19 protein-coding genes are annotated in these 20,787 nt (G+C 70.7%); 14 read left to right on the forward strand and 5 right to left on the reverse strand.

From position 1 onward, the window contains the following. The first annotated feature begins 24 nt into the window (after window positions 1-24). The 5 genes from ACT54X_RS00385 (at window position 25) to ACT54X_RS00405 (ending at window position 4,958) form a co-directional block, all read left to right on the forward strand. Entirely contained in the window at window positions 25-1,194 is a 1,170-nt protein-coding gene (locus ACT54X_RS00385) for an ABC transporter substrate-binding protein (protein ID WP_017757731.1), read from the forward strand. A gap of 191 nt (window positions 1,195-1,385) precedes the next feature. Next, the gene (locus ACT54X_RS00390; protein WP_294366123.1) at window positions 1,386-2,258 is read left to right on the forward strand and encodes a branched-chain amino acid ABC transporter permease; all 873 of its coding nucleotides are present in this window, start codon (window positions 1,386-1,388) and stop codon (window positions 2,256-2,258) included. A 20-nt stretch (window positions 2,259-2,278) separates the two neighbouring features. Continuing rightward, window positions 2,279-3,286, forward strand: a complete 1,008-nt coding sequence (locus ACT54X_RS00395; RefSeq protein ID WP_294366124.1) for a branched-chain amino acid ABC transporter permease — start codon at window positions 2,279-2,281, stop codon at window positions 3,284-3,286. Beyond that, window positions 3,283-4,047, forward strand: a complete 765-nt coding sequence (locus ACT54X_RS00400; RefSeq protein ID WP_294366126.1) for an ABC transporter ATP-binding protein — start codon at window positions 3,283-3,285, stop codon at window positions 4,045-4,047. The genes ACT54X_RS00395 and ACT54X_RS00400 overlap by 4 nt, the downstream gene beginning before the upstream one ends. A gap of 209 nt (window positions 4,048-4,256) precedes the next feature. After that, complete coding sequence (locus ACT54X_RS00405; RefSeq protein WP_294366128.1) at window positions 4,257-4,958, forward strand: ABC transporter ATP-binding protein; 702 nt, start codon at window positions 4,257-4,259, stop codon at window positions 4,956-4,958. A gap of 18 nt (window positions 4,959-4,976) precedes the next feature. On the opposite strand, the gene ACT54X_RS00410 is transcribed toward ACT54X_RS00405, so the two are convergent. Then, the gene (locus ACT54X_RS00410; RefSeq protein WP_476344434.1) at window positions 4,977-5,726 is read right to left on the reverse strand and encodes a Crp/Fnr family transcriptional regulator; all 750 of its coding nucleotides are present in this window, start codon (window positions 5,724-5,726) and stop codon (window positions 4,977-4,979) included. 102 nt (window positions 5,727-5,828) lie between these two features. Between ACT54X_RS00410 and ACT54X_RS00415 the strand changes: the two genes are divergently transcribed. From ACT54X_RS00415 to ACT54X_RS00430, 4 genes are read left to right on the forward strand one after another with little or no spacing between them, the layout of a single operon-like run. Next, window positions 5,829-6,770, forward strand: coding sequence for a beta-keto acid cleavage family enzyme (locus tag ACT54X_RS00415; RefSeq protein WP_476344436.1), 942 nt, complete (start codon window positions 5,829-5,831; stop codon window positions 6,768-6,770). A gap of 26 nt (window positions 6,771-6,796) precedes the next feature. Continuing rightward, a complete protein-coding gene (locus ACT54X_RS00420) occupies window positions 6,797-8,005 on the forward strand; it encodes an ABC transporter substrate-binding protein (protein ID WP_294366134.1) in 1,209 nt (402 codons plus the stop codon). Then, window positions 8,002-8,949, forward strand: a complete 948-nt coding sequence (locus tag ACT54X_RS00425; protein ID WP_294366135.1) for a 3-hydroxyacyl-CoA dehydrogenase NAD-binding domain-containing protein — start codon at window positions 8,002-8,004, stop codon at window positions 8,947-8,949. Before ACT54X_RS00420 ends, ACT54X_RS00425 begins: the two co-directional genes overlap by 4 nt. A gap of 28 nt (window positions 8,950-8,977) precedes the next feature. Continuing rightward, window positions 8,978-10,783 carry a feruloyl-CoA synthase gene (locus ACT54X_RS00430; RefSeq protein WP_476344439.1) on the forward strand — a complete coding sequence of 602 codons (1,806 nt, stop codon included), beginning with the start codon at window positions 8,978-8,980 and terminating at the stop codon, window positions 10,781-10,783. A 46-nt stretch (window positions 10,784-10,829) separates the two neighbouring features. Here ACT54X_RS00430 and ACT54X_RS00435 read toward each other — a convergent pair whose 3' ends face one another. The 3 genes from ACT54X_RS00435 to ACT54X_RS00445 form a co-directional block, all read right to left on the reverse strand. After that, window positions 10,830-13,151 carry a N,N-dimethylformamidase beta subunit family domain-containing protein gene (locus ACT54X_RS00435; RefSeq protein ID WP_476344441.1) on the reverse strand — a complete coding sequence of 774 codons (2,322 nt, stop codon included), beginning with the start codon at window positions 13,149-13,151 and terminating at the stop codon, window positions 10,830-10,832. Beyond that, entirely contained in the window at window positions 13,148-14,125 is a 978-nt protein-coding gene (locus tag ACT54X_RS00440) for a tripartite tricarboxylate transporter substrate-binding protein (protein WP_354319140.1), read from the reverse strand. Before ACT54X_RS00440 ends, ACT54X_RS00435 begins: the two co-directional genes overlap by 4 nt. A 135-nt stretch (window positions 14,126-14,260) precedes the next feature. Continuing rightward, the gene (locus ACT54X_RS00445) at window positions 14,261-15,694 is read right to left on the reverse strand and encodes an aminotransferase family protein (protein WP_476344444.1); all 1,434 of its coding nucleotides are present in this window, start codon (window positions 15,692-15,694) and stop codon (window positions 14,261-14,263) included. Between the two features lie 73 nt (window positions 15,695-15,767). Between ACT54X_RS00445 and ACT54X_RS00450 the strand changes: the two genes are divergently transcribed. Beyond that, on the forward strand, window positions 15,768-16,685 hold the full coding sequence (locus ACT54X_RS00450; protein ID WP_476344446.1) for a LysR family transcriptional regulator: 918 nt from the start codon (window positions 15,768-15,770) through the stop codon (window positions 16,683-16,685). A gap of 118 nt (window positions 16,686-16,803) precedes the next feature. Beyond that, on the forward strand, window positions 16,804-17,517 hold the full coding sequence (locus ACT54X_RS00455; protein ID WP_476344448.1) for a glutathione S-transferase N-terminal domain-containing protein: 714 nt from the start codon (window positions 16,804-16,806) through the stop codon (window positions 17,515-17,517). Window positions 17,518-17,524: 7 nt separating this feature from the next. Here the strand turns inward: ACT54X_RS00455 and ACT54X_RS00460 are convergent, their stop codons facing one another. After that, window positions 17,525-17,857 (reverse strand): hypothetical protein, encoded by a 333-nt coding sequence (locus ACT54X_RS00460; protein ID WP_476344450.1) that lies wholly within the window; start codon window positions 17,855-17,857, stop codon window positions 17,525-17,527. 248 nt (window positions 17,858-18,105) lie between these two features. Here ACT54X_RS00460 and ACT54X_RS00465 point away from each other — a divergent pair, with 248 nt between their 5' ends. The 3 genes from ACT54X_RS00465 to minC all read left to right on the forward strand — a co-directional run bounded on the left by ACT54X_RS00465 (window position 18,106) and on the right by minC (window position 20,738). Beyond that, window positions 18,106-18,528 (forward strand): PaaI family thioesterase, encoded by a 423-nt coding sequence (locus ACT54X_RS00465; protein WP_076505104.1) that lies wholly within the window; start codon window positions 18,106-18,108, stop codon window positions 18,526-18,528. 58 nt (window positions 18,529-18,586) lie between these two features. Continuing rightward, window positions 18,587-19,879: a solute carrier family 23 protein gene (locus ACT54X_RS00470; RefSeq protein ID WP_354319138.1), complete on the forward strand. Its 1,293-nt coding sequence runs from the start codon at window positions 18,587-18,589 to the stop codon at window positions 19,877-19,879. A 112-nt stretch (window positions 19,880-19,991) separates the two neighbouring features. Continuing rightward, window positions 19,992-20,738, forward strand: coding sequence for a septum site-determining protein MinC (minC, locus tag ACT54X_RS00475; protein ID WP_476344452.1), 747 nt, complete (start codon window positions 19,992-19,994; stop codon window positions 20,736-20,738). The last annotated feature ends 49 nt before the right edge of the window (window positions 20,739-20,787 follow it).

The raw sequence follows: 20,787 nt of genomic DNA on the forward strand, positions 1-20,787 counted from the left end.
CACGACAATCCAGGAGACAGACGCATGCCCATCCGCTTCCCCCGCAACACCCTCGCCGCCTTTGCCCTGGCCGGCCTGGCCGTCACCGCGTCGGCCCAAGGCACCGGCAAGCTCAAGGTCGGCCTGATGCTGCCCTTCAGCGGCACCTACAGCGCGCTGGGCGTGGCCATCGAGAACGGCTTCAAGCTCTACGTGGACGAGCAGGGCGGCAAGCTCGGCGGCCGCGAAATCGAGTACTTCAAGGTGGACGACGAATCCGACCCGGCCAAGGCCACCGACAACGTCAACAAGCTGATCAAGCGCGACAACGTCGACGTGATCATCGGCACCGTCCACTCCGGCGTGGCCATGGCCATGGCCAAGGCGGCCAAGGAAAGCGGCACGATCCTGATCGTGCCCAACGCCGGCGCCGATGCGGTGACCGGCCCCATGTGCGCACCCAACATCTTCCGCAGCAGCTTCAGCAACTGGCAGCCGGCCTATGCGATGGGCGTGGTCGCGGCCAAGGAAGGCAAGAAGACCGCCATCACCCTGACCTGGAAGTACGCGGCCGGCGACGAGTCGACGGCCGGCTTCAAGGAAGGCTTCGAGAAGGGCGGCGGCAAGGTGGTCAAGCAGCTGACGCTGCCCTTCCCCAACGTGGAGTTCCAAGCGCTGCTGACCGAGATCGCGGCGGCCAAGCCCGACGCGGTGTATTCCTTCATGGCCGGCGGCGGTGCCGTCAAGCTGGTGAAGGACTATGCAGCCGCCGGCCTGAACAAGACGATCCCGCTGTACGGCCCCGGCTTCCTGACCGACGGCACGCTGGACGCCCAGGGCGATGCCGCCGCCGGCATGCTGACCACGCTGCACTATGCCGACGGCCTCAACACGCCCAAGGACAACGCCTTCCGCACCGCCTACGCCAAGACCTTCAAGCTGCAGCCCGACGTGTACGCCGTGCAGGGCTACGACGCCGCGCAGATGCTGGGCGTGGGCCTGGCCGCGACCAAGGGCGACGCCAGCAAGAAGGCCGAATTCGCCGCCGCGGTCGAGAAGGCGAAGATCGACAGCCCGCGCGGTGCCTTCACCGTCGGCAAGTCGCACAACCCGGTGCAGGACATCTATCTGCGCAAGGTGGAGGGCAAGGAGAACAAGATGGTGAATGTGGCGATCAAGGGCCTGGCAGACCCTGGGCGTGGATGCCGGATGTAAGAGACCGCCCCCAGCCTGCGCGGACTGCGTCCGCTTCGGCAACCCCCTCGCGGGGGCACCGCCTGCGGCCCGGCAAAGCCGGTTCCGCGGCGGTTCCTGGCTTGGCCTGCTCCGCGGCCTTCCGATATCTGGCGCCTTGCCTCCGCTGAAGCCGGCGCCTTCTCCACTTCTCATTGCCCGCGAGGCCGACCTTGGATCTCTCGACCTTCCTCGTCCAATGCCTGAACTCGGTGCAGTACGGGCTGCTGCTGTTTCTGCTTGCCTCGGGCCTGACGCTGATCTTCGGGATCATGGGCGTCATCAACCTCGCGCACGGCAGCTTCTACATGATCGGCGCGTACATGGCCTTCTCGCTGGCGCCGCTATTCGGCGACAGCTTCCTGCTGATGCTGGTGGCCGGCGTGCTGCTGGCGGCGGCGCTGGGCTATGCGCTGGAATGGGCCTTCTTCAGCTACCTCTACCAGCGCGACCACCTGCAGCAGGTGCTGATGACCTATGGCTTGATCCTGGTGTTCGAGGAGCTGCGCTCGATCCTGGTGGGCAACGACGTGCACGGCGTGCCGCTGCCGGGCTGGCTGGCGGGCAGCTTCGCGCTGGGCGACGTGATGAGCTACCCCTGGTACCGCATCTTCGCCTCGGTGGCCTGCATCGTGCTGGCCGTGGCCATGTATGCCGTCGTCAACCGCACCCGTCTGGGCATGATGATCCGCGCCGGCGCCAGCAACCGCGACATGGTGCGCGGCTTGGGCATCGACATCCGCAAGCTCTACCGCATCGTCTTCGCAGCCGGTGTGGCGCTGGCGGCCCTGGCCGGAATGATCGCGGCGCCCATGTCCTCGGTCTATCCCAACATGGGCGCCAGCGTGCTCATCATCTGCTTCGTGGTGGTGGTGATCGGCGGCATCGGATCCATTACCGGCGCGCTCGTGGCCTCGCTGCTGGTCGGCTTCGTCGACACCTTCGGCAAGGTCTTCTTCGCCGAGCTGAGCGGCATCGGCATCTACCTCCTCATGGCCATCATCCTGATCTGGCGCCCCGAGGGTTTGATGGGCAAGCGCGCATGAACACCTCCACGTCTTCCGCGATGACCCCACCCTTGCCCTCCTCCACCCCAACCCGCACCGGCGGCCTGCCGCAGGGCGCACTGCTGCCGCTGGCCGCCGCCGTGATCCTGGCCATCGCCGGGCCGCTGCTGGGCGGCTATGCGGCCGACCTGGTGGTGAAGGTGATGATCCTTGCCATCTTCGCGCTCAGCCTCGAACTGCTGGTGGGCATGACCGGGCTGGTGAGCCTGGGCCATGCGGCCTTCTACGGCATCGGCGCGTACATCACCGTGCTGGCCTCGGGCAAGGACGGCGGCAACCTGCTGGTGCTGCTGGTGCTGGCCATGGGCGGCGCGGCGCTCTATGCGCTGGTGGTGGGCGCCTTGAGCCTGCGCACGCGAGGCGTCTACTTCATCATGGTCACGCTGGCCTTCGCGCAGATGGCCTTCTTCGTCTTCCACGACACGCCGGTGGGCGGCGGCAGCGACGGCATCTACCTCTACATCCGCCCAGCCATCGGTGTGCTGGACATGGAGAACCGCCTGGTGCTGTTCTATGTGGTGCTGGCCGCGCTGGCGGGCACCTACGGCCTGCTGGCGCTGATCCGCCGCTCGCGCTTCGGGGCCGCGCTGGCGGGCATCCGCGTGAGCGAGCAGCGCATGCGTGCGGTGGGCTTTCCCACCTATGCCTACAAGCTGGCGGCCTTCGTCATCGCGGGCGCGCTGGCCGGGCTGGCGGGCTTTCTGGTGGCGGCGCGCGACGGCGTGGTCAACCCCGAGCTGATGGCCTGGCACAACTCGGGCGAGGTGCTGCTGATGATCATCCTCGGCGGCCTCGGCCACCTGCGCGGCGCGGTGCTGGGGGCGGTGGCCTTCACCCTGCTGAAGGAAGTGCTCTCCACCCACGGCCTCGTGGGCCCGCTGGCCGATCACTGGCAGCTGAGCCTGGGGCTGGTCATCATCGTCTTCGTGGCGCTGCTGCCCAAGGGCCTGATCGGCCTGCGGGAGCGGCTGTCGCCGCTGGGCGCCAGCAAGGGAGCGGCACGATGAACGCCGTTGCATCCACTGGGGCTCTGCTGGGCGTGCAGGGCCTGACGCGCCGCTTCGGCGGCCTCGTGGCGGTGAGCGAGGTTTCGCTCGACCTGCACGTGGGCGAGGTGCATGCGGTGATCGGCACCAACGGTGCCGGCAAGTCCACGCTGATCAACATGCTCTCGGGCGAGATCGAGGCCTCGGCCGGCCGCATCACGCTCGATGGCCGCGACATCACCGCCCTGCCCCAGCCGCGCCGCGCGCTGGGCGGCGTGGGCCGCAGCTACCAGCGCACCACCATCTTCGGCGAGTTCACCGTGCTGGAGAACTGCCGCCTGGCTGCGCAAGCGGCGACGCCGCGGGCTTGGGCCTTCTGGGAATCGTCGGCACGCTGCCAGGCGAGCAATGCCGCCGCGCGCGAGGCCCTGGAGGCCGCGGGCCTGAGCACCGAAGCGCACCGCATCGCCGGCACGCTGAGCCACGGTGCCAAGCGCCAGCTGGAGGTCGCCATGTGCCTGGCCACGCGCCCACGCGTGCTGCTGCTGGACGAGCCGCTGGCCGGCATGGGCGCCGAGGAGACCGACCGCATGCTCGCGCTGCTGCAGCGGCTCAAGGCCCGCCACGCCATCCTGCTGGTGGAGCACGACATGGACGCCGTCTTCCGCGTGGCCGACCGCATCACGGTGATGGTCAACGGCGCCGTTATCGCCACCGGCACGCCCGAGGCCATCCGCACCAATCCCGACGTGCGCGCCGCCTATCTTGGCGATGAACATTGAGATGAAGCACCCCCCATGCCGCTTCGCGGCTCCCCCCTCTCTGGCGCCTTCGGCTTGGAGGGGGGCGCACCCCCCGGCCCGGCAAAGCCGGTTCCGCGGGTGCCCTGGCTTGGCCTGCTCCGCGGCCACTCGATCCTCGTCGCCGCGCCGATCCCAAGCGATGCAAGTGCCGCGCTGCGTTGCGCAAACCTGAAGCGAAGCCGCCTTCCATGCTCTCCATCCGCGACCTCCACACCTACTACGGCGACAGCCACATCCTGCGCGGCGTCGATGCGCAGGTGCCCGCCGCCTGTGCCGTGGGCCTGCTGGGCCGCAACGGCATGGGCAAGACCACGCTGATCCGCAGCCTGATGGGCTATGTGCGACCCGCCTCCGGCCAGGTGCTGGCCGATGGCCGCGACGTGACCGGCTGGGCGCCCGAGAAGATGGCGCGGCTGGGCATCGGCTACGTGCCCGAAGGCCGCGGCATCTTCCCCAACCTGTCGGTGCGCGAGAACCTGGTGATGGCCGCGCGGCCCGGCATCGACGGCAGCCGCGCCTGGACCTTCGAGCGGGTGATGGCCACCTTCCCGCGGCTGTCGGAGCGGCTGTCGCACGGCGGCCAGCAGCTGTCGGGCGGCGAGCAGCAGATGCTCTCCATCGGCCGCGCGCTGATGACCAATCCGCGCCTCATGATCCTGGACGAGGCCACAGAGGGCCTGGCGCCGCTGATCGTGGCCGAGATCTGGCGCGTGATCGCCGAGATCCGTGCCAGCGGCATCGCCACGCTGATCGTGGACCGCGACTGGCACAAAGTGCTGCACCACACCGACCAGGCGGTGGTGATGGAGAAGGGCCGCATCGTGCTGGCCGGCGCCTCGGCCGAGTTGCTGGCGCAGCCCGACGCACTGGCACAGCGGCTGGGCGTTTAGCGCGCCGCCCGTCGGCGCTCAGGCGCCGGGCACCCGGGCGCGCAGCCCGGCCAGGTCGACCACCGTGATGCCGCCGTACTCCAGCTCGACCAGCCCGTCGGTGGCCAGGCGCTTGAGCGCGGCGTTGCAGCGCTGACGCGACACGCCCGAGAGGTGCGCGATCTCCTCCTGCGTGACCTGCAGGTGCGGGTCGCTGCCCGGATGCAGCCACGGATGGAACAGCCCCACCAGCGCCCGCGCCACGTTGCTGTCGGTGTCCAGCAGGTGGTGGGCGGCGAAGTTGCCCAGGAACCAGTGCATGCGCTCGTTGATCTGGCGCAGCAGGTAGTCGGCGAAGCCGGGCTCGTGGCTGCGCAACCAGTCGAAGACCTCGGCCGGCATCAGCGCCACGCGGCTGTCGCGCAGCGCGATCACGTCGGCCGTGCGGGCGGCGCCGCGCAGCACCGTGCCCTCGCCGAACCAGCTGCCCACCGACAGGCCGCCGAGCGTGACCGAGCGACCGTCGGCACTGCCCACCGACCACTTCAGCAGGCCCTCGATGGCGCCATACCAGTGCAGCGGCGCATCGCCCATGCGGCACAGCGCGGTGCCCGCCGGCACCTCGGCCTCGCGCATCCGCTCTCGCACGTGCGACCGCGTCGCCTCGGGCAATGCCGGGTACCAGGCGCTGTGGGCCAGCAGGTCGTCGAGGCTTCTGCGCACGGGCGCGGGACGGTGGCGGATGGTGGTCTCCTGGAAATCGATGGCGCCCGCCGTGGCACGACGCAAGGCCGGTACTAACCCCGAGCGCAAATGTCATCGCAACGACTGAGTGCGCGGGGCCCCAAAAAAATAATAGCCGCGCCTACCACGAACACATCAGGAGACACGATGAGCAAGCGCAAGGTCATCGTCACCATCGCCCCCACCGGCGGCATGGCCCATAAGTCGCAGAGCCCCCATCTGCCGACGCAACCCGACGAGATCGCCGCCGACGTGCTGCGCTGCTGGAACGCCGGCGCCAGCGTGGTCGCCATCCATGCACGGCGGCCCGACGACGGCGCCACCTGCAACCCCGCCATCTACCGCGACATCAACCGGCGCATCCGCGACGCGGGCTGCGACATCGGGCTGAACAACTCCACGGGCGGTGGCGTGCATGGCGACATGATCCGGCCGCTGCCCGGCGACCGCTGGGAGATCGCGTGGGAGGAGCGCATCAAGGGCATGGACGCCGGCGCCGAGATGTGCACGCTGGACGCCACCACGCTCAACCTCAGCTTCGGCGGCCGCGAGATCCTGATGGACACGCCGCTGTCCAAGGGCCGCGAACTGGCCGCAGGCATGAAGGCGCGCGGCATCAAGCCCGAGTGGGAAGTCTTCGCGCACACGCACATCCTGCAGGACGTGACCACGCTGATCGAGGAAGGCCACGACGAGGCGCCGCACTTCATCAACCTGGTGATGAACGTGCACCGCAACTTCCAGAACGCGATGCCCTTCTCGCCGCGCTACCTGCAGCAGATGGTGGACGTGCTGCCGCGCAACAGTCTGTTCTGCGTCAGCGGCATCGGCCCCTCGCAGCTGGAGGCCAACGTGGCCGCATTGCTGCTGGGCGGCCATGCCCGCGTGGGCCTGGAGGACAACCTCTACTACCGCCAGGGCGAGCTGGCCACCAACGTGCAGCTCACCGAGCGCATCGTGCGGCTGATCCGCGAGCTGGACATGGAACCGGCCACCCCCGACGAAGCCCGCCAGCTCATGGGGCTGCCGCGCACCGGCAGCCCGCGGCCCGAGTTCGCGCCGCGGGCACTCGCCGGCGCAGCCGCCTGATTCCGACCACCACGAGGAGACCACCGATGACCTTTACCCGCGCGCTGCTGGCCGCGGCGGCCGCGCTCGCCTGCGCGACCGGCGCCTCGGCCCAGATCTCGGACGACACCGTCCGCATCGGCTTCATCAGCGACATGTCCGGCGTGTACCGTGACTACGACGGCCCGGCCGGCGCCGAGGCCATCCGCATGGCCATCGCCGACATGGGCGGCAGCATCGCCGGCAAGAAGATCGAGCTGCTCACGGCCGACCACCAGAACAAGCCCGACATCGCCGCCGCCAAAGCCCGCGAGTGGTTCGACGTGGACAAGGTGGACATGCTGATCGGCGGCGTGAACTCCGGCGCCGCCATCGCCATGGCCGGCGTGGCGCGCGACAAGAAGAAGCCCTACTTCGTCGTCGGCTCCGGCGCCTCCAGCCTGACCAACGAGCACTGCTCGCCCTTCACCGTCATGTATGCCTACGACACGGTGGCCATGGCCCGCGGCACGGCCAGTGCGGTGGTCAAGGGCGGCGGCAAGCGCTGGTTCTTCGTGACGGCCGACTATGCCTTCGGCAATGCGCTGCAGACCGATGCGAGCAAGGTGGTGGAAGCCAGCGGCGGCACGGTGGCCGGCGCGGTCAAGCATCCGCTGGGCGCGAGCGACTTCTCGTCGTACATGCTGCAGGCCACCAGCGCCAGGCCCGACGTGCTGGCGCTGGCCAACGCGGGCGGCGACACGGTCAACGCCATCAAGTCCGCGGCCGAGTTCGGCCTGGCGCAGAAGATGAAGCTGGCCGGCATGATCATCACCATCCAGGACGTGCATGCGCTGGGCCTGAAGACGGCGCAGGGCATGTTTTTGACCGACAGCTGGTACTGGAACCAGAGCCCCGAATCGCGGGCCTGGGCGCGGCGCTTCTTCGACAAGCACAAGCGCATGCCCACCTCCTTCCATGCCGGCGACTATTCAGCCGCGCTGCAGTACTTCAAGGCCGTGCAGGCGGCCGGCAGCGACGATGGCGAGAAGGTGATGGCCCAGCTGAAGAAGACCAAGTTCGACGACATGTTCGTGCAGGGCGGCTGGCTGCGCGACGACGGCCTGATGGTGCACGACATGCACCTGATGCAGGTGAAGACGCCCGCGGAGTCGAAGGAGCCCTGGGACTACTACAAGGTGGTCGAGGCCATCCGCGGCGAGGCCGCCTGGACCACGCGCGCCGAAAGCCGCTGCGCACGCTGGAAGGCGTCATGAACGGGCACGTGTACGTGCGCCGCGTCGGCATCGTCGGCACCGGCGTGATCGGCGCCAGCTGGGCGGCCTTCTTCCTGGCGCGCGGGCTGGACGTGTCGGCCACCGATCCCGCGCCCGGGGCCGAGGACCGGCTGCGCGCCGCGGTTGATCGCCACTGGCCCACGCTGCAGCGCATGGGTTTGGCCGAAGGCGCATCGCCCGCCCGGCTGCACTTCGACGACTCGCTGGAGCGGGCGCTGGAAGGTTGCGACTTCGTGCAGGAAAGCGGTCCCGAGCGCGCCGACTTCAAGGCCGAGCTCTATGCCCGCATGGACGCCGCCACGCCGCCGCAGGTGCTGCTGGCCAGCAGCAGCTCGGGCCTGCCGGTCAGCGGCATGCAGGTGCGCTGCGATGCGCCCCAGCGCGTGGTGCTGGGCCATCCCTTCAACCCGCCGCACCTGATCCCGCTGGTGGAGGTGGGCGGTGGCGAGGCCACGGCGCCCGAGTCCATCGAACGGGCCATGGCCTTCTACGCGGCGCTGGGCAAGCGGCCCATCCATGTGCGGCGCGAGGTGCTGGGCCACATCGCCAACCGGCTGCAGGCCGCGCTGTGGCGCGAAGCCTTCCACCTGGTCGACCAGGGCGTGGCCAGCGTGGCCGACATCGACACCGCCATCGCCCATGGCCCGGGCCTGCGCTGGGCAGTCATGGGGCCGTTCATGAACCTCCACCTGTCGGGTGGCGAAGGTGGCATGGAGCATCTGCTGGCGCACCTGGGCGGGCCCATCGAGAGCTGGTGGCGCGACCTGGGCCAGCCGGCGATGACGCCCGCGCTGAAGGCCCGCGTGGTGCAGGGCGTGGCCGAGGCCCTCGGCGAACGCCGCGAGGACGCGCTGGCCCGCAGCCGCGACGACCTGCTGATCGACCTGATGCGCGCCAAGGCCGGGGACGGCACCCTGCCCTGACTGCGTCCGCCCCTTTCGAGAGACATCCATGTCCCCCATCGACTTCCTCGCCGATCCGGCCCAGGTCGCACCGCCGCGCGCCGTGCGCATCGACTTCGACGATGGCAGCTTCTCGCTGCGATCGCCCGTCGCCCTGCAACCCTATGCCCGCTGCGTGGGCGAGTGGCTGGAACAGTGGGCCGAGCGCACGCCCGATGCCCTGGCGCTGGCCGAGCGCACGCCGGATGGCGCCGACTGGCGGCGCGTCAGCTACGTGCAGCTGCGCGCGCAGGTCGGCCGCATGGCCCAGGCGCTGCTCGACCTGCGGCTGCCCGAGGGTGCGCCGGTGGTGATCCTGTCGGACAACGGCATCGACCATGCGGTGATGATGCTCGCGGCCATGCACATCGGCCGGCCCAGCTGCTCGCTGTCCAGCGCCTATTCGCGCCTCACGCAGGACCACACGCGCCTGGCCGGCATGCTGCGGCTGCTGGGGCCCGGGCTGATCTATGCGGCCGATGGGCAGGTCTACGGCCCCGCCATCGCCGCCTGCGACCTCGACGTGCCCTGCGTGTTCAGCGCCCATGCCGGTGCCTGGCCCGGCGGCCTGGAATTCGCCGCGCTGTGCGCCACGCCTGAGACGCCCGCCGTACGGGCCGCCTTCGCGGCCGTCGGCCCCGAAACGCACGCAAAGTACCTGCTGACCTCGGGCTCCACCGGCCATCCCAAGGCGGTGATCAACACCCACCGCATGCTGTGCGCGAACCAGCAGATGATGGCCCAGACCTGGCGCTTCCTGACGCAGGAGCCGCCGGTGCTGGTGGACTGGCTGCCCTGGAGCCACACCTTCGGCGCCAACCACAACCTCAACATGGTGCTGGCCCATGGCGGCGCGCTCTACATCGATGAGGGCCGGCCAGCACCGGGCCTGGTCGAGAAGACGGCACGCAACCTGCGCGAGGTGCGCCCCACGCTGTGGTTCAACGTGCCGCGCGGCTTCGACATGCTGCTGCCGCTGATGGAGGCCGACGCCGCGCTGGCCGCGGACATCCTCTCGCGGCTGCGGCTGGCCTTCTACGCGGCGGCCGCGCTGTCGCCCGCCACCTGGCAGCGACTGCAGGCACTGGCCGAGCGCGTGCGGCCGGGCCGGCCGCTGTGGCTCACCACCTCCTGGGGCTGCACCGAGACCTCGCCGGCCATCACCTCGGCCCACTGGGCGCTCGACGGCGCCGGCTGCATCGGCAATCCGCTGCCCGGCATGGAGGTGCGCTTCGTGCCCAACGGCGGCAAGCTGGAGATGCGCATCCGCGGCGTGACGGTGACGCCCGGCTACCGCCACCAGCCGCGCGAGACGGCGGCCGCCTTCGACGCCGAGGGCTACTACCGCATCGGCGATGCCGGCTACCTGGTGGATGCCGCGCGGCCCGAGCGCGGCATCGTCTTCGACGGTCGTGTGGCGGAGGACTTCAAGCTCGGCAGCGGCACCTGGGTGTCGGTGGGCCCGCTGCGCATCGAGCTGGTGTCGCAGCTCGCGCCCTGGGTGCAGGACCTGGTGCTCACCGGCCACGACCGCGAGGCCGTGGGCCTGCTGGTCTTTCCCAGTCCACAGGGCGCCGCCGAACCGGCGAAGCTGCGCGAGGCCTTGCAGGCCGCGATGCGCCAGCGCATGGCCTCCGGGCTGGGCTCGGCCCGCTGCCCCACCCGCGCACTGGTGCTGGGCACGCCCCCCGATGCCGACCACGGCGAGATCACCGACAAGGGCTACCTCAACCAACGCGCCGTGCTCACGCGGCGCGCCGATGCCGTGGCGCGGCTGCATGCGGCGGTGGCGGATGCCGAGGTGATCGCCGCTTGAATCGAGCGATGCCGACGCGATGGTCCGGCTGCCACCGCGCGTGCGATCAGCCGGTCGGGCCGCCGGGTGGGCGCCTGCCATGCGGTGCAGGCACGTCGAAGTGGTGCAGCACGTTGCGCAGCAGCCGGTCGAAGGCTGGATCGTGCCCCACGACCCAGGCCGCGCCGACCGCGCCGGCATGGAAGACCCGCCCGCCCTGGGGCCGCTGCCAGTCGATCATCTCGGCCGACAGGCCGCCGTCCAACGCCTCGGTGGGTCGCGAGAACCAGTCCAGGTAGGCGTCCAGGGCGCCTGGCACGCGGCGGCGGCCCTGCGCGATCACCTGCAGGCCCGAGGGCGGCTCGGGCAAGGCCTCGCCCGCCGGAGGCGCAGTGCCCGTCATCCGCCGCAGGCTGGCCACCGTCAGGTCCCATTCGTGGCCGATGGCGCGCGGCAGGCCGCCACCGGGCGCATGGCCGAAGGTGTCGCCCTCGGCCAGGCCGACGGGCAGCGGATTGGCGAAGAAGGGATGCTGCGCGGCCGTCACGTGGTACACGCCGAAGTCGCCGGCATCGGCAAAGCCCCAGCCCGCGGTCTCCAGCCCGATGATGCTCGCGGCCGAACGGCCCACGCCGCGCAACTGGCCGCCGCGCATCCAGTCCTGGCTGTGGAATTCCTCGCCGAAGGGACCCGCGGGCGGGCGCAGCGCGGCCTGGGCCGTATCGGCGCCGCGCTCCTCGTTCTTGCGCTGCTCCATCACCGCCATGTCCTCGTCGAAGCTCACGCGCAGGTACATGGTGTTGCCCGACAGCACGAGCGCGCTGCCGCCGCGCCGCAGCAGGGCGTCGAAGGCGTCGACCACGGGCGTGGACCAGTACTCGCTGTGGCCATTGACCACCACGGTGCCGTAGTGCGCCAGCAGCGCAGGGTCGCGATGCACGTCCAGATCGGCCAGCAGGTCGAAGTCGTAGCCTTCCTTCTCCAGCCAGACATGCAGGCGGCGCTCCAGCCGCGTCCATTGGGCGAAGCCGCTGCCGGCCGGGTCGTAGAGCGCCGCCGGGCTGGCGTTGGGCCAGGGCATGCGCAGGCCGGTGAAGTAGCTGGGCTGGCCTGCGCGGTGGAAGGTGTAGCTGCAGTAGGCCGGCGCATCGGGATGGCTGTTGGGCAGGCCGGTGGATCGGCGCGGCCAGACCGGGTCGTCCACGGTGTTGCGTGCGAAGGGCGTCGCGGCATAGGCCAGCCAGCTGCTCATGGCGCACAGCACCAGCAGCGGCGCCGGCGCGGCACCGGCCGGACGCCTGACCAGGAAGGTGATGTCGTACACCGCCTCGCGCCCGTCCAGCTCGAAGCCCAGCCGCGCCACATGCAGGCCGGGCTGCGCGTTCACCGGCAGCGTCACGCGATGGGTGATGGCCCATCGGCAGTCGTAGAGGTCGTCGGCCGCCAGCCGCAGGCCGTGGCACTGCCCGGCAGTGGCGAAGGGGTCGCCGTCACGGGCAGCCACGGCCTCGTCGAAGCCGGGGCCGCGGATCATCCAGGTGCCGTGGTTGACGATGCGGCCGTTGCGCTGATGGCCGCTGGCATCGGCGACCGCCTCGCCCCGTCCCTCGCGCAGCGGCCAGCAGGCGCGCAGGGCGGGATGGGCGGGCAGATGCCGGCCGCGGTCGGTCACGCGCTGCGCCAGCGCCTCGGCCGGCAGCGCGCATTCGTGGATGGCCGGCAGGGCGAGGTCGACATCGGCAAAGGCCTGCGCCACGCCACCGTCGCCGCAAGCGCCCAGCCGCAACGGCGCGGCGCCGGGACGAAGCGGACCGGTCCAGGCCTGGCGTCCGACGCAGATGCCGTCGATCCACAGCGCCGACGTGCGGCCGTCCCAGGTCGCGGCCACATGCTGCCAGGCGCGGGCCTTCAGCCGGCCGGCGGTCCAGCGATGGGTCGGGACAGCGCCGGCCGACGGCGCTCCGGCATCGGCCAGGTCCAGGTCCAGCGCGCCGTCCGATGCGATGAAGAGGCCGAAGCCGCCCTGTGCCGGGCCATCGCACTGCGTGATCAGCGCCTGGCGCGGACCGTCCACGCGCCAGGGCATCACCCAGCACTCCAGGGTGAGGCCCGGCAGGGCAATGCCGGCCGGCAGCCCACGTGGCACATGCACATAGGAGCCGGGATGAATCGGCTGGACGTGCGGCTGCACCCTGCCCAGGTCGGCCACCAGGCGATCGCTGGCGCGGTCCTCGGGATCGTCGCCCAGGCGGTAGATGCCCAGCCGGCAGGGCCGGTCCACGCTCAGGTGGAGGTCGATGGCCTCGCCGGCATGCACGGTCTTGGCGCCCGTGTAGCCATGGACACCCGGCAGCGCCAGCGCACGGTGGGGCGGGATCGCCGCCGTCATTCGGTGGAGAAGCCCGAGGCCTTGATGACGGGCCCCCAGCGCTGCAGGTCCTCGGCGATCAGGCGCGTCAGGGCCTCGGGCGTGCTCGGGTTGGCGTCGCTGCTGAGCTTGGCCAGCCGCTCCTTCACGTCCGGCTGCGCCAGCGCCTTGCCGAGCGCGGCATGCAGCTGGGCGACCGTGGCGGCGGGCGTGGCGGCCGGCACGAACAGGCCGGTCCATTCCAGATTGTCGAAATGCGGCTGGCCCAGCTCCTTGAGCGTGGGCACGTCCGGCAGCTGGGCCGCGCGCTGGGCGCCGTTGACCGCCAGGATCCTGATCTTGCCGGCCTGCTGGTACTGCACCAGATCGGCGATGGGCGTGATGCCGGCCGCCACCTGGTTGCCCAGCAGGTCCTGCACCAGCGGCGCGGCGCCGCGGTAGGGCACGGCGGTGAGCTTGACGCCGGCCTCGCTGCCCAGGCGGAAGCCGATGAACTGCGAGACGCTGCCCGGCGCCGGCACGCCGTAGCTGCCGCGCGAGGCGTCGGTGCGTGCCAGGGCCAGCCATTCGCGCACGTCCTTGGCCGGCAGGGCCGCGGGCACGGCCAGGCCTTCGTAGAAGGTGGCGATGCGACCGACGGCGGCGAAGTCCTTGACGGGGTCGTAGCGCACCGAGCGCGAGGTCAGCGGCAGCATCACCATCATGTGCATGTTGGCCAGCAGCACCGTCAGGCCGTCGGGTGCGGTACCGCGCACATAGTCGGCCGCGATCTGGCCGCCGGCGCCCGTGCGGTTCTCCACCACCACGGCCACGCCGAGGTCGGCCGCCAGCTTGTCGGCCAGCGTGCGCGCCTGCACGTCGGCAGAGCCGCCGGCCGGATAGCCGACGACGAGGCGCAGCGGGCCCTTGCCCGTGGGCACCTGCGCCGGTGCGGCGCAGGCGAAGGCCAGGCCGGCGCAGGCCAGGCCGAGGCGGAGGAAGGCAGGCAGTGTCATGGTGTTTTTCGCGGGTCGTGGAAGAAAAGGCGGGATCGGCCCGTCGGCGTGCTGGCAGCCGGGGCCGGCAAGGGCGCCGTCCCTGCAAGGAGCGCGAGACGGCTGGTCGTAGGGTTGTCGATGGCCGATCCGGGCTCAGGCGAGACCGCGCCGGACCACTTCGTCCGCCAGATCGTCCAGCGCGCGGCCCAGGCGGTCGACCAGCTCGTCGAGTTCGAGCTCGCTGATGGTCAGCGGGGGCGTGATCATCTGGAAGTCGCCGAAGGCCCCCAGGTTGGCGCGGCGGTTGTAGAGCGCGATGCCGTGGCGCAGACCGTGTTCGGTGAGCCGTGCCGGTGCGTTGAAGTCGGCCGGCAGTGAACGCCGCGTGGCCTTGTCCGCCACCAGCTCGATGGCGCTGAACAGGCCCAGGCCGCGCACATCACCCACGAGCGGCGAGCGCGCAGCGACGGCCTCCAGGCGGCGGCGCAGGCCGACACCGCGCTCCCGGGCCCGCGCCACGAGGTCCAGACGCTCGACCTCGTCCATCACCGCGTTGGCGATGGCGCAGGACATCGGATTGGTGAAGTAGGTATGGCCGTGCACGAACCCGCCCGCGCCTGCCACCGCGTCCACGATGCGCGCCGGTGCCAGCAGGCAGCCCAGCGGCGTGTAGCCGGCCGCCAGGCCCTTGGCCAGCGTCACCAGGTCGGGCCGGGCGCCCGGCCAGTGGTGCGCGGCGAGGAATTCGCCGGTGCGGCCGGCGCCGCTCATGATCTCGTCGTAGATCAGCAGCACGCCGTGGCGGTCGCAGATCTGCCGCACCCGCTGGAAGTAGGCGGCCGGCGAGACCACGGCGCCGGTGGAAAGCCCTCCGATGGGCTCCAGGATGAAGGCCAGCACGGTCTGGGGACCTTCCTGCTCGATGGTGCGCTCCAGCGCGTCGGCGCAGGCCATGGCGTAGCTCTCGGCCGTGTGGCCTTCCGGCAGGCGATAGCTCAGCGGCGCCGGCACCTTCGGCATGGGCTTGACCATGGGACCGTAGATGGCCTGGGTGTGCGCGTCCCCGGTCACGGCCAGCGCGCCCAGGGTGGAGCCGTGGTAGCTGGGGTCGCGCGAGATCACCTTCCAGCGCCCCGCCTGGCCCGTGACCACGGCGTACTGCCGCGCGAGCTTGAGGGCCGATTCGTTGGCCTCCGACCCACCCGAGACGAAGAAGGCCCGGTCGAAGCCCTCCCCGGCCAGCGCACAGAGCCGATCCGCCAGCGCGATGTTGTGCTCGCTTTCGAAGAAGCGCGGATAGGCGAAGCTCACGCGCTCGGCCTGCGCCTGCATGGCCGCGATCACATGCCGGTTGCCATGGCCGATGTTGGCGACCACGGCACCGGCGGTGGCGTCGAGGTAGCGGCGGCCATCCGCATCCCAGAGCCAGACGCCCTCGCCCCGGCCCACGCGCGGCGGTCGCGCCGCGCCGCGGGGACTGTAGAAGCTGAGCACGGAGCCGCCGCGCGGCGTGTCGCCGATCAGGCGGGCAGGTTGCGGGTCAGCGCTGGCAGGCAGCGGGTCGATGTCGGAGGCGGCGCGGTTCATGGGGCCGCACGATAAGGCGGGCCCGGCAATTGCAGTAGTCGCATGGAACGATGAAGTCCTATACGCTCGCCGCATGAAGCCGATCCATGACCGCCTCGACCTGCTCGACACCTTCGTGCGTGTGGCCGAGGCCGGCTCGCTCAGCAAGGCCGCCCGGACGCTCGGCATCACACAGCCCACCGCCAGCCGCCGCCTGCTGGAGCTGGAACGCATGCTGGGCTGCAAGCTCGCCCTGCGCACCACGGCCAGCTTTTCGCTCACCGACGAAGGGCGGCAGCTGGTGGCCGAGGCGCGCGCGCTGGCCGACCGGTGGGCTGGACTGGCCGAGCGCATCTCCGGCGCCCGCAGCCGGCCGGAGGGCACGCTGCGCGTGATTGGGCCATCGGGCTACGGCACGGGCTTTCTCACCGATGCCGTGACCGACCTGCGCGCCGCCTGGCCGCAACTGCGGGTCGAGCTGACGCTGACCGACCGCGTGGTGGACCTCGCTGCGTCAGGTGCCGAATGCTGGGTGTGCGTGGGCGAGGTGCGCGACCCCGGGCTGGTCAGTCGTGCGCTGGGTTCGATGGAGCGTGTGCTGGTGGCCAGTCCGGCCCTGCTGGCACGAACCGGTCCCGTCACGCTGGCACGCCTGCCCACCCTGCCCTGCGTGGGCCTGGTGCCGCATGTGATGGGCACGCTGCGGCTGCTGGACAGGAGCGGCCGGGCGCAGATGGTCCCCATCGACACACCGCTGCGCACCGACAGCCTGCTGTCCAGCTACCGCGCCATCCTGAACGGCGACGGCATCGGCGCCGCAGCGCCCTGGATGTGCCAGGCGGATATCGACGCAGGCCGCGTCCGGCGCGTGCTACCGCGATGGTGGCTGGAGCCGGTGAGCATCCGTGTGGCCATGCCACCGGGCGCCTATCGGCCCGCGCGCGTCACGGCCTTCATCGATGCGCTGCGGCGGCGCATGCACCGCCTGCCCGGATTCCGGCCCGCGGCCTGAGCGCCTGCAGCGCGGGCCGGGCAGGAGGTCGCCGCGTGGGCGCTTTGGCAGCCATGCCGGCACCGCAACCGGCCTTCCGGCATGCTGGCGCGCTCGCTCCCCAAGACTTCGACTCCCCATGTCCAACGACCTTTCCGCCTTCCCCATCACCCGCAAGTGGCCGGCCACCCATCCGGACCGGCTGCAGCTCTATTCGCTGCCCACGCCCAACGGCGTGAAGGCGTCGATCATGCTGGAGGAGTGCGGCCTGCCCTACGAGGTGCACCGCGTGGACTTCGGCGCCAACGACCAGACCTCGCCCGAGTTCCTGTCGCTCAACCCGAACAACAAGATCCCGGCCATCCTCGACCCGAACGGGCCGGACGGCCAGCCGCTGGCGCTGTTCGAGTCGGGCGCCATCCTGGTCTACCTGGCCGACAAGACCGGCCAGTTCATCCCCAAGGACGCCGCCGGCCGCTATCACGCACTGCAATGGCTGATGTTCCAGATGGGCGGCATCGGACCCATGTTTGGCCAGCTGGGCTTCTTCCACAAGTTCGCCGGCAAGGACTACGAGGACAAGCGCCCGCGCGACCGCTACGTGGCCGAATCCAAGCGGCTGCTGGGCGTGCTGGACAAGCACCTAGCGGGCAAGGACTGGGTGCTGGGCAGCGACTATTCGATCGCCGACATCGCGATCTTCCCGTGGGTGCGCAACCTGGTCGGCTTCTACGAGGCGCGCGAACTGGTGGGCTTCGGCGACTTCGCGCAGGTGCAGCGCGTGCTGGACGCCTTCGTCGCGCGTCCGGCGGTGGCGCGCGGGCTGAACATTCCGCCCGCGCCCGCCAAGTAACGAAGGCTCAGCGCCAGTGCAGCCGGCGCCGCACCACGGGGCGGCTGATGGCCGCGATGGCCAGGCCGGCGATGGCGGCCGAGGCGATCAGCGCGAAGGACTTGGAAATGACCAGGCCCTTTACCGGCCGACGTGCGCCTTCGTCGCGCTTGCGCGGCGGCGGGCTGACCGTCACCGACACCGGATCGCTGGCGGGAAAGGACTGTTCGATGCCCTCGTCGAGGGCGGCCTCGTCGGGCTCCCGCTTCTCGGGCGGCGCCACCTTCTCGGCCGCCTGCGGGTTGTCGGCGGTGGGAAAGCGGAAGGCGTCGGGGGGGGTGTTCTTGTCGTCCTGGCTCATGGGGGCTCCTCGTTCCATGGGGTGTAGAGAACCCGCAGTGCGGGCTGGCGGACCAGCCTAGCGCGTCCGCGGGCGCAGACTGTGGGACCACGCCGCGAACGGGGTAGGAACCGTGCCGCGTCTGCGAGCCGCGGGCGATGGCAAGCCCGCCACCGGCGGCGGCCACCCGCAGGCGACTGCACCGCCGAGGTGCGCTGGCTATAGTTCCGCGGCTCTTTCATCCAACCCGACAGCCGACGGAGACACCCATGCGTATCTGGCAGAAACCCATCTCGATCGAGGAACTCACCCGCAGCCATGTGGGCACCGTGGGCGGCCACATCGGCCTGGAGTTCGTGGAGATCGGCGACGACTACATCGTCGGCCGCGTGCCGGTGGACGCCCGCACCATCCAGCCCTACGGCATCCTGCACGGCGGCGTGTCGGTGGTGCTGGCTGAGACGCTGGGCTCCTGCGGCGCGCACTATTCGGTGCCCGAAGGCGAACGCACGGTCGGGCTGGACGTCAATGCCAATCACCTGCGCGCGGCCTCCAAGGGCTGGGTCACAGGCACCGCCCGGCCGGTGCACCGCGGCCGCAGCACCCACGTGTGGCAGATCGAATTGCGCAACGACGAGGGCGAGCTGACCTGCGTCTCCCGCCTGACCATGGCGGTGCTGCAGCCGCGCTGAGCGGCCGGCGCCGCGCCCCCACCGAACAACCAACAACAAACACTCCGAGGAGAAACCCATGAGCCTTTTCCAGTGGCGCGAAGTCGCCATGACGGGCAACACCGTCGTCGCGCCCGATGAGCGCCTGTCCTGGCCGCAGACCGGCGCCATGGGCGTGCAGCACGTCATCGCCATGTTCGGCGCCACGGTGCTGGCGCCCATCCTGATGGGCTTCAACCCCAACGTGGCCATCCTGATGAGTGGGCTGGGCACGCTGATGTTCTACCTGCTCACCGGCGGGCGCGTGCCGAGCTACCTGGGCTCGAGCTTCGCCTTCATCGGCGTGGTGATCGCCGCCACCGGCTATGGCGGTCAGGGGCCCAATGCCAACCTGCCGGTGGCGCTGGGCGGCATCATCGTCTGCGGGCTGGTGTACTTCGGCATCGGCCTGCTGGTGCAGGCCATCGGCACCGGCTGGATCGAGCGCTTCATGCCGCCGGTGGTCACCGGCGCGGTGGTGGCCGTGATCGGCCTCAACCTCGCGAGCGTGCCGATCAAGAACATGGCAGCCGGCAACTTCGACAGCTGGATGCAGGCCATGACCTTCCTGTGCGTGGGCCTGGTCGCCGTGTTCGCGCGCGGCATGCTGCAGCGCCTGCTGATCCTGGCCGGTCTGCTGCTGGCCAGCGTGGTCTATGCCGTATTGGCGAATGGCCTGGGCCTGGGCAAGCCGCTGGACCTGTCGGGCGTGGCCGCCGCGGCCTGGGTGGGCATGCCGGCCTTCACCGGCCCGCGCTTCGACACCGGCGCCATGCTGCTGATCGCGCCCGTGGCCATCATCCTGGTGGCCGAGAACCTGGGCCACCTCAAGGCCGTCACGGCCATGACCGGCCGCAACCTCGACCCGCTGATCGGCCGCGCCTTCATGGGCGACGGCTTGGCCACCATGGTGAGCGGCGCGGCCGGCGGCACGGGCGTCACCACCTATGCCGAGAACATCGGCGTGATGGCCGCCACGCGCATCTATTCCACCGCCGTGTTCGTGGTGGCGGCCGTGATCGCGCTGGTGCTGGGCTTCAGCCCCAAGTTCGGCGCGCTGATCCAGGCCATTCCGCTGCCGGTGATGGGCGGCGTGTCGATCGTGGTGTTCGGCCTGATCGCCGTGGCCGGCGCCAAGATCTGGGTCGACAACCGGGTCGACTTTGCGGACAACCGCAACCTGATCGTGGCCGCCATCACGCTGATCCTGGGCACGGGCGACTTCACGCTCAAGTTCGGCCAGTTCGCGCTGGGCGGCATCGGCACCGCCACCTTCGGCGCCCTGCTGCTGTGGGCCATGCTGGGTCGCAACGCAAACGCCCGGTCACATTGAGGGCCCCTTCGCGGCGCCGCCGGGCGGTGCTGCGCCGTTAGACTTCGAAGGTTTCGCCAGTGTGGCGAAACCTTTTTTTCATTCACCCTCCATTTCTCCCCACCGTCTCTCGATGGCCGATGCTTCCGCCGCACGCGCACGCGCGGTTTTCGAATTCAAGAGCGCCACGCTGCCCCTGGTGGCGGTGATCCTCAAGACCGCCGACCTGTCCGTGCTGACGGCCGCGCTCGACGCGCAGCTGGCCGACTCGCCCGATTTCTTCGAGCAGGAGCCGGTGGTGATCGACCTCTCCCAGCTGCCCGAGGACGAGGCCGCCCGCAGCATCGACTTCAGGAAGCTGCGCACCATCCTCGCGCGGCACCAGACCCAGCCCGTGGCCGTGCGCGGTGCCGACGAGCGCCACGCCCAGGCGGCGCGCGCCGCGGGCCTGGCCATCGCTGCCCTGCCCGGCCCGGCCCCCGCACGGCCGCCCGAGCCGCCCAGCCCCGCGCCGCAGATCGTGCGCGAGGTGCCGGTGCCGCAAGGCGGCACGCTGCTGATCGACCGGCCGCTGCGCTCGGGCCAGCAGGTGTATGCCCGCGGCGGCGACGTGATCGTCACCGGCCTGGTGAGCTTCGGCGCCGAGGTCATTGCCGACGGCAATGTGCATGTGTACGCGCCGCTGCGCGGCAAGGCCATCGCCGGGGCGCGGGGCGACACCGGCGCGCGCATCTTCACCACCTGCCTCGAAGCGCAGCTGGTGGCCGTGGCCGGCGTCTACCGCACCTCCGAAGTGGCCCTGCCCCCCGACGTGGCCGGCAAGCCCGCGCAGATCCGCCTGCAGGACGACAAGCTTCTGCTGGAAGCCATCACCGGTTGATGGCTCCCCGCAAAAAACCCCCCATTCCCCAGCGCAACAAGCGGCGCGA

The organism is Pseudacidovorax sp. DMC4 (assembly GCF_056314265.1).

Bases quoted from the DNA above. Each gene is read 5' to 3' on its own strand.
- ACT54X_RS00430 (WP_476344439.1), top strand. From the start codon at position 8,978: ATGTCCCCCATCGACTTCCTCGCCGATCCGGCCCAGGTCGCACCGCCG.
- ACT54X_RS00445 (WP_476344444.1), bottom strand. From the start codon at position 15,694: ATGAACCGCGCCGCCTCCGACATCGACCCGCTGCCTGCCAGCGCTGAC.
- ACT54X_RS00455 (WP_476344448.1), top strand. From the start codon at position 16,804: ATGTCCAACGACCTTTCCGCCTTCCCCATCACCCGCAAGTGGCCGGCC.
- ACT54X_RS00385 (WP_017757731.1), top strand. From the start codon at position 25: ATGCCCATCCGCTTCCCCCGCAACACCCTCGCCGCCTTTGCCCTGGCC.
- ACT54X_RS00395 (WP_294366124.1), top strand. From the start codon at position 2,279: ATGACCCCACCCTTGCCCTCCTCCACCCCAACCCGCACCGGCGGCCTG.
- ACT54X_RS00465 (WP_076505104.1), top strand. From the start codon at position 18,106: ATGCGTATCTGGCAGAAACCCATCTCGATCGAGGAACTCACCCGCAGC.
- ACT54X_RS00420 (WP_294366134.1), top strand. From the start codon at position 6,797: ATGACCTTTACCCGCGCGCTGCTGGCCGCGGCGGCCGCGCTCGCCTGC.
- ACT54X_RS00415 (WP_476344436.1), top strand. From the start codon at position 5,829: ATGAGCAAGCGCAAGGTCATCGTCACCATCGCCCCCACCGGCGGCATG.
- ACT54X_RS00425 (WP_294366135.1), top strand. From the start codon at position 8,002: ATGAACGGGCACGTGTACGTGCGCCGCGTCGGCATCGTCGGCACCGGC.
- ACT54X_RS00435 (WP_476344441.1), bottom strand. From the start codon at position 13,151: ATGACGGCGGCGATCCCGCCCCACCGTGCGCTGGCGCTGCCGGGTGTC.
- ACT54X_RS00450 (WP_476344446.1), top strand. From the start codon at position 15,768: ATGAAGCCGATCCATGACCGCCTCGACCTGCTCGACACCTTCGTGCGT.
- ACT54X_RS00470 (WP_354319138.1), top strand. From the start codon at position 18,587: ATGAGCCTTTTCCAGTGGCGCGAAGTCGCCATGACGGGCAACACCGTC.
- ACT54X_RS00405 (WP_294366128.1), top strand. From the start codon at position 4,257: ATGCTCTCCATCCGCGACCTCCACACCTACTACGGCGACAGCCACATC.
- ACT54X_RS00460 (WP_476344450.1), bottom strand. From the start codon at position 17,857: ATGAGCCAGGACGACAAGAACACCCCCCCCGACGCCTTCCGCTTTCCC.
- ACT54X_RS00400 (WP_294366126.1), top strand. From the start codon at position 3,283: ATGAACGCCGTTGCATCCACTGGGGCTCTGCTGGGCGTGCAGGGCCTG.
- minC (WP_476344452.1), top strand. From the start codon at position 19,992: ATGGCCGATGCTTCCGCCGCACGCGCACGCGCGGTTTTCGAATTCAAG.
- ACT54X_RS00440 (WP_354319140.1), bottom strand. From the start codon at position 14,125: ATGACACTGCCTGCCTTCCTCCGCCTCGGCCTGGCCTGCGCCGGCCTG.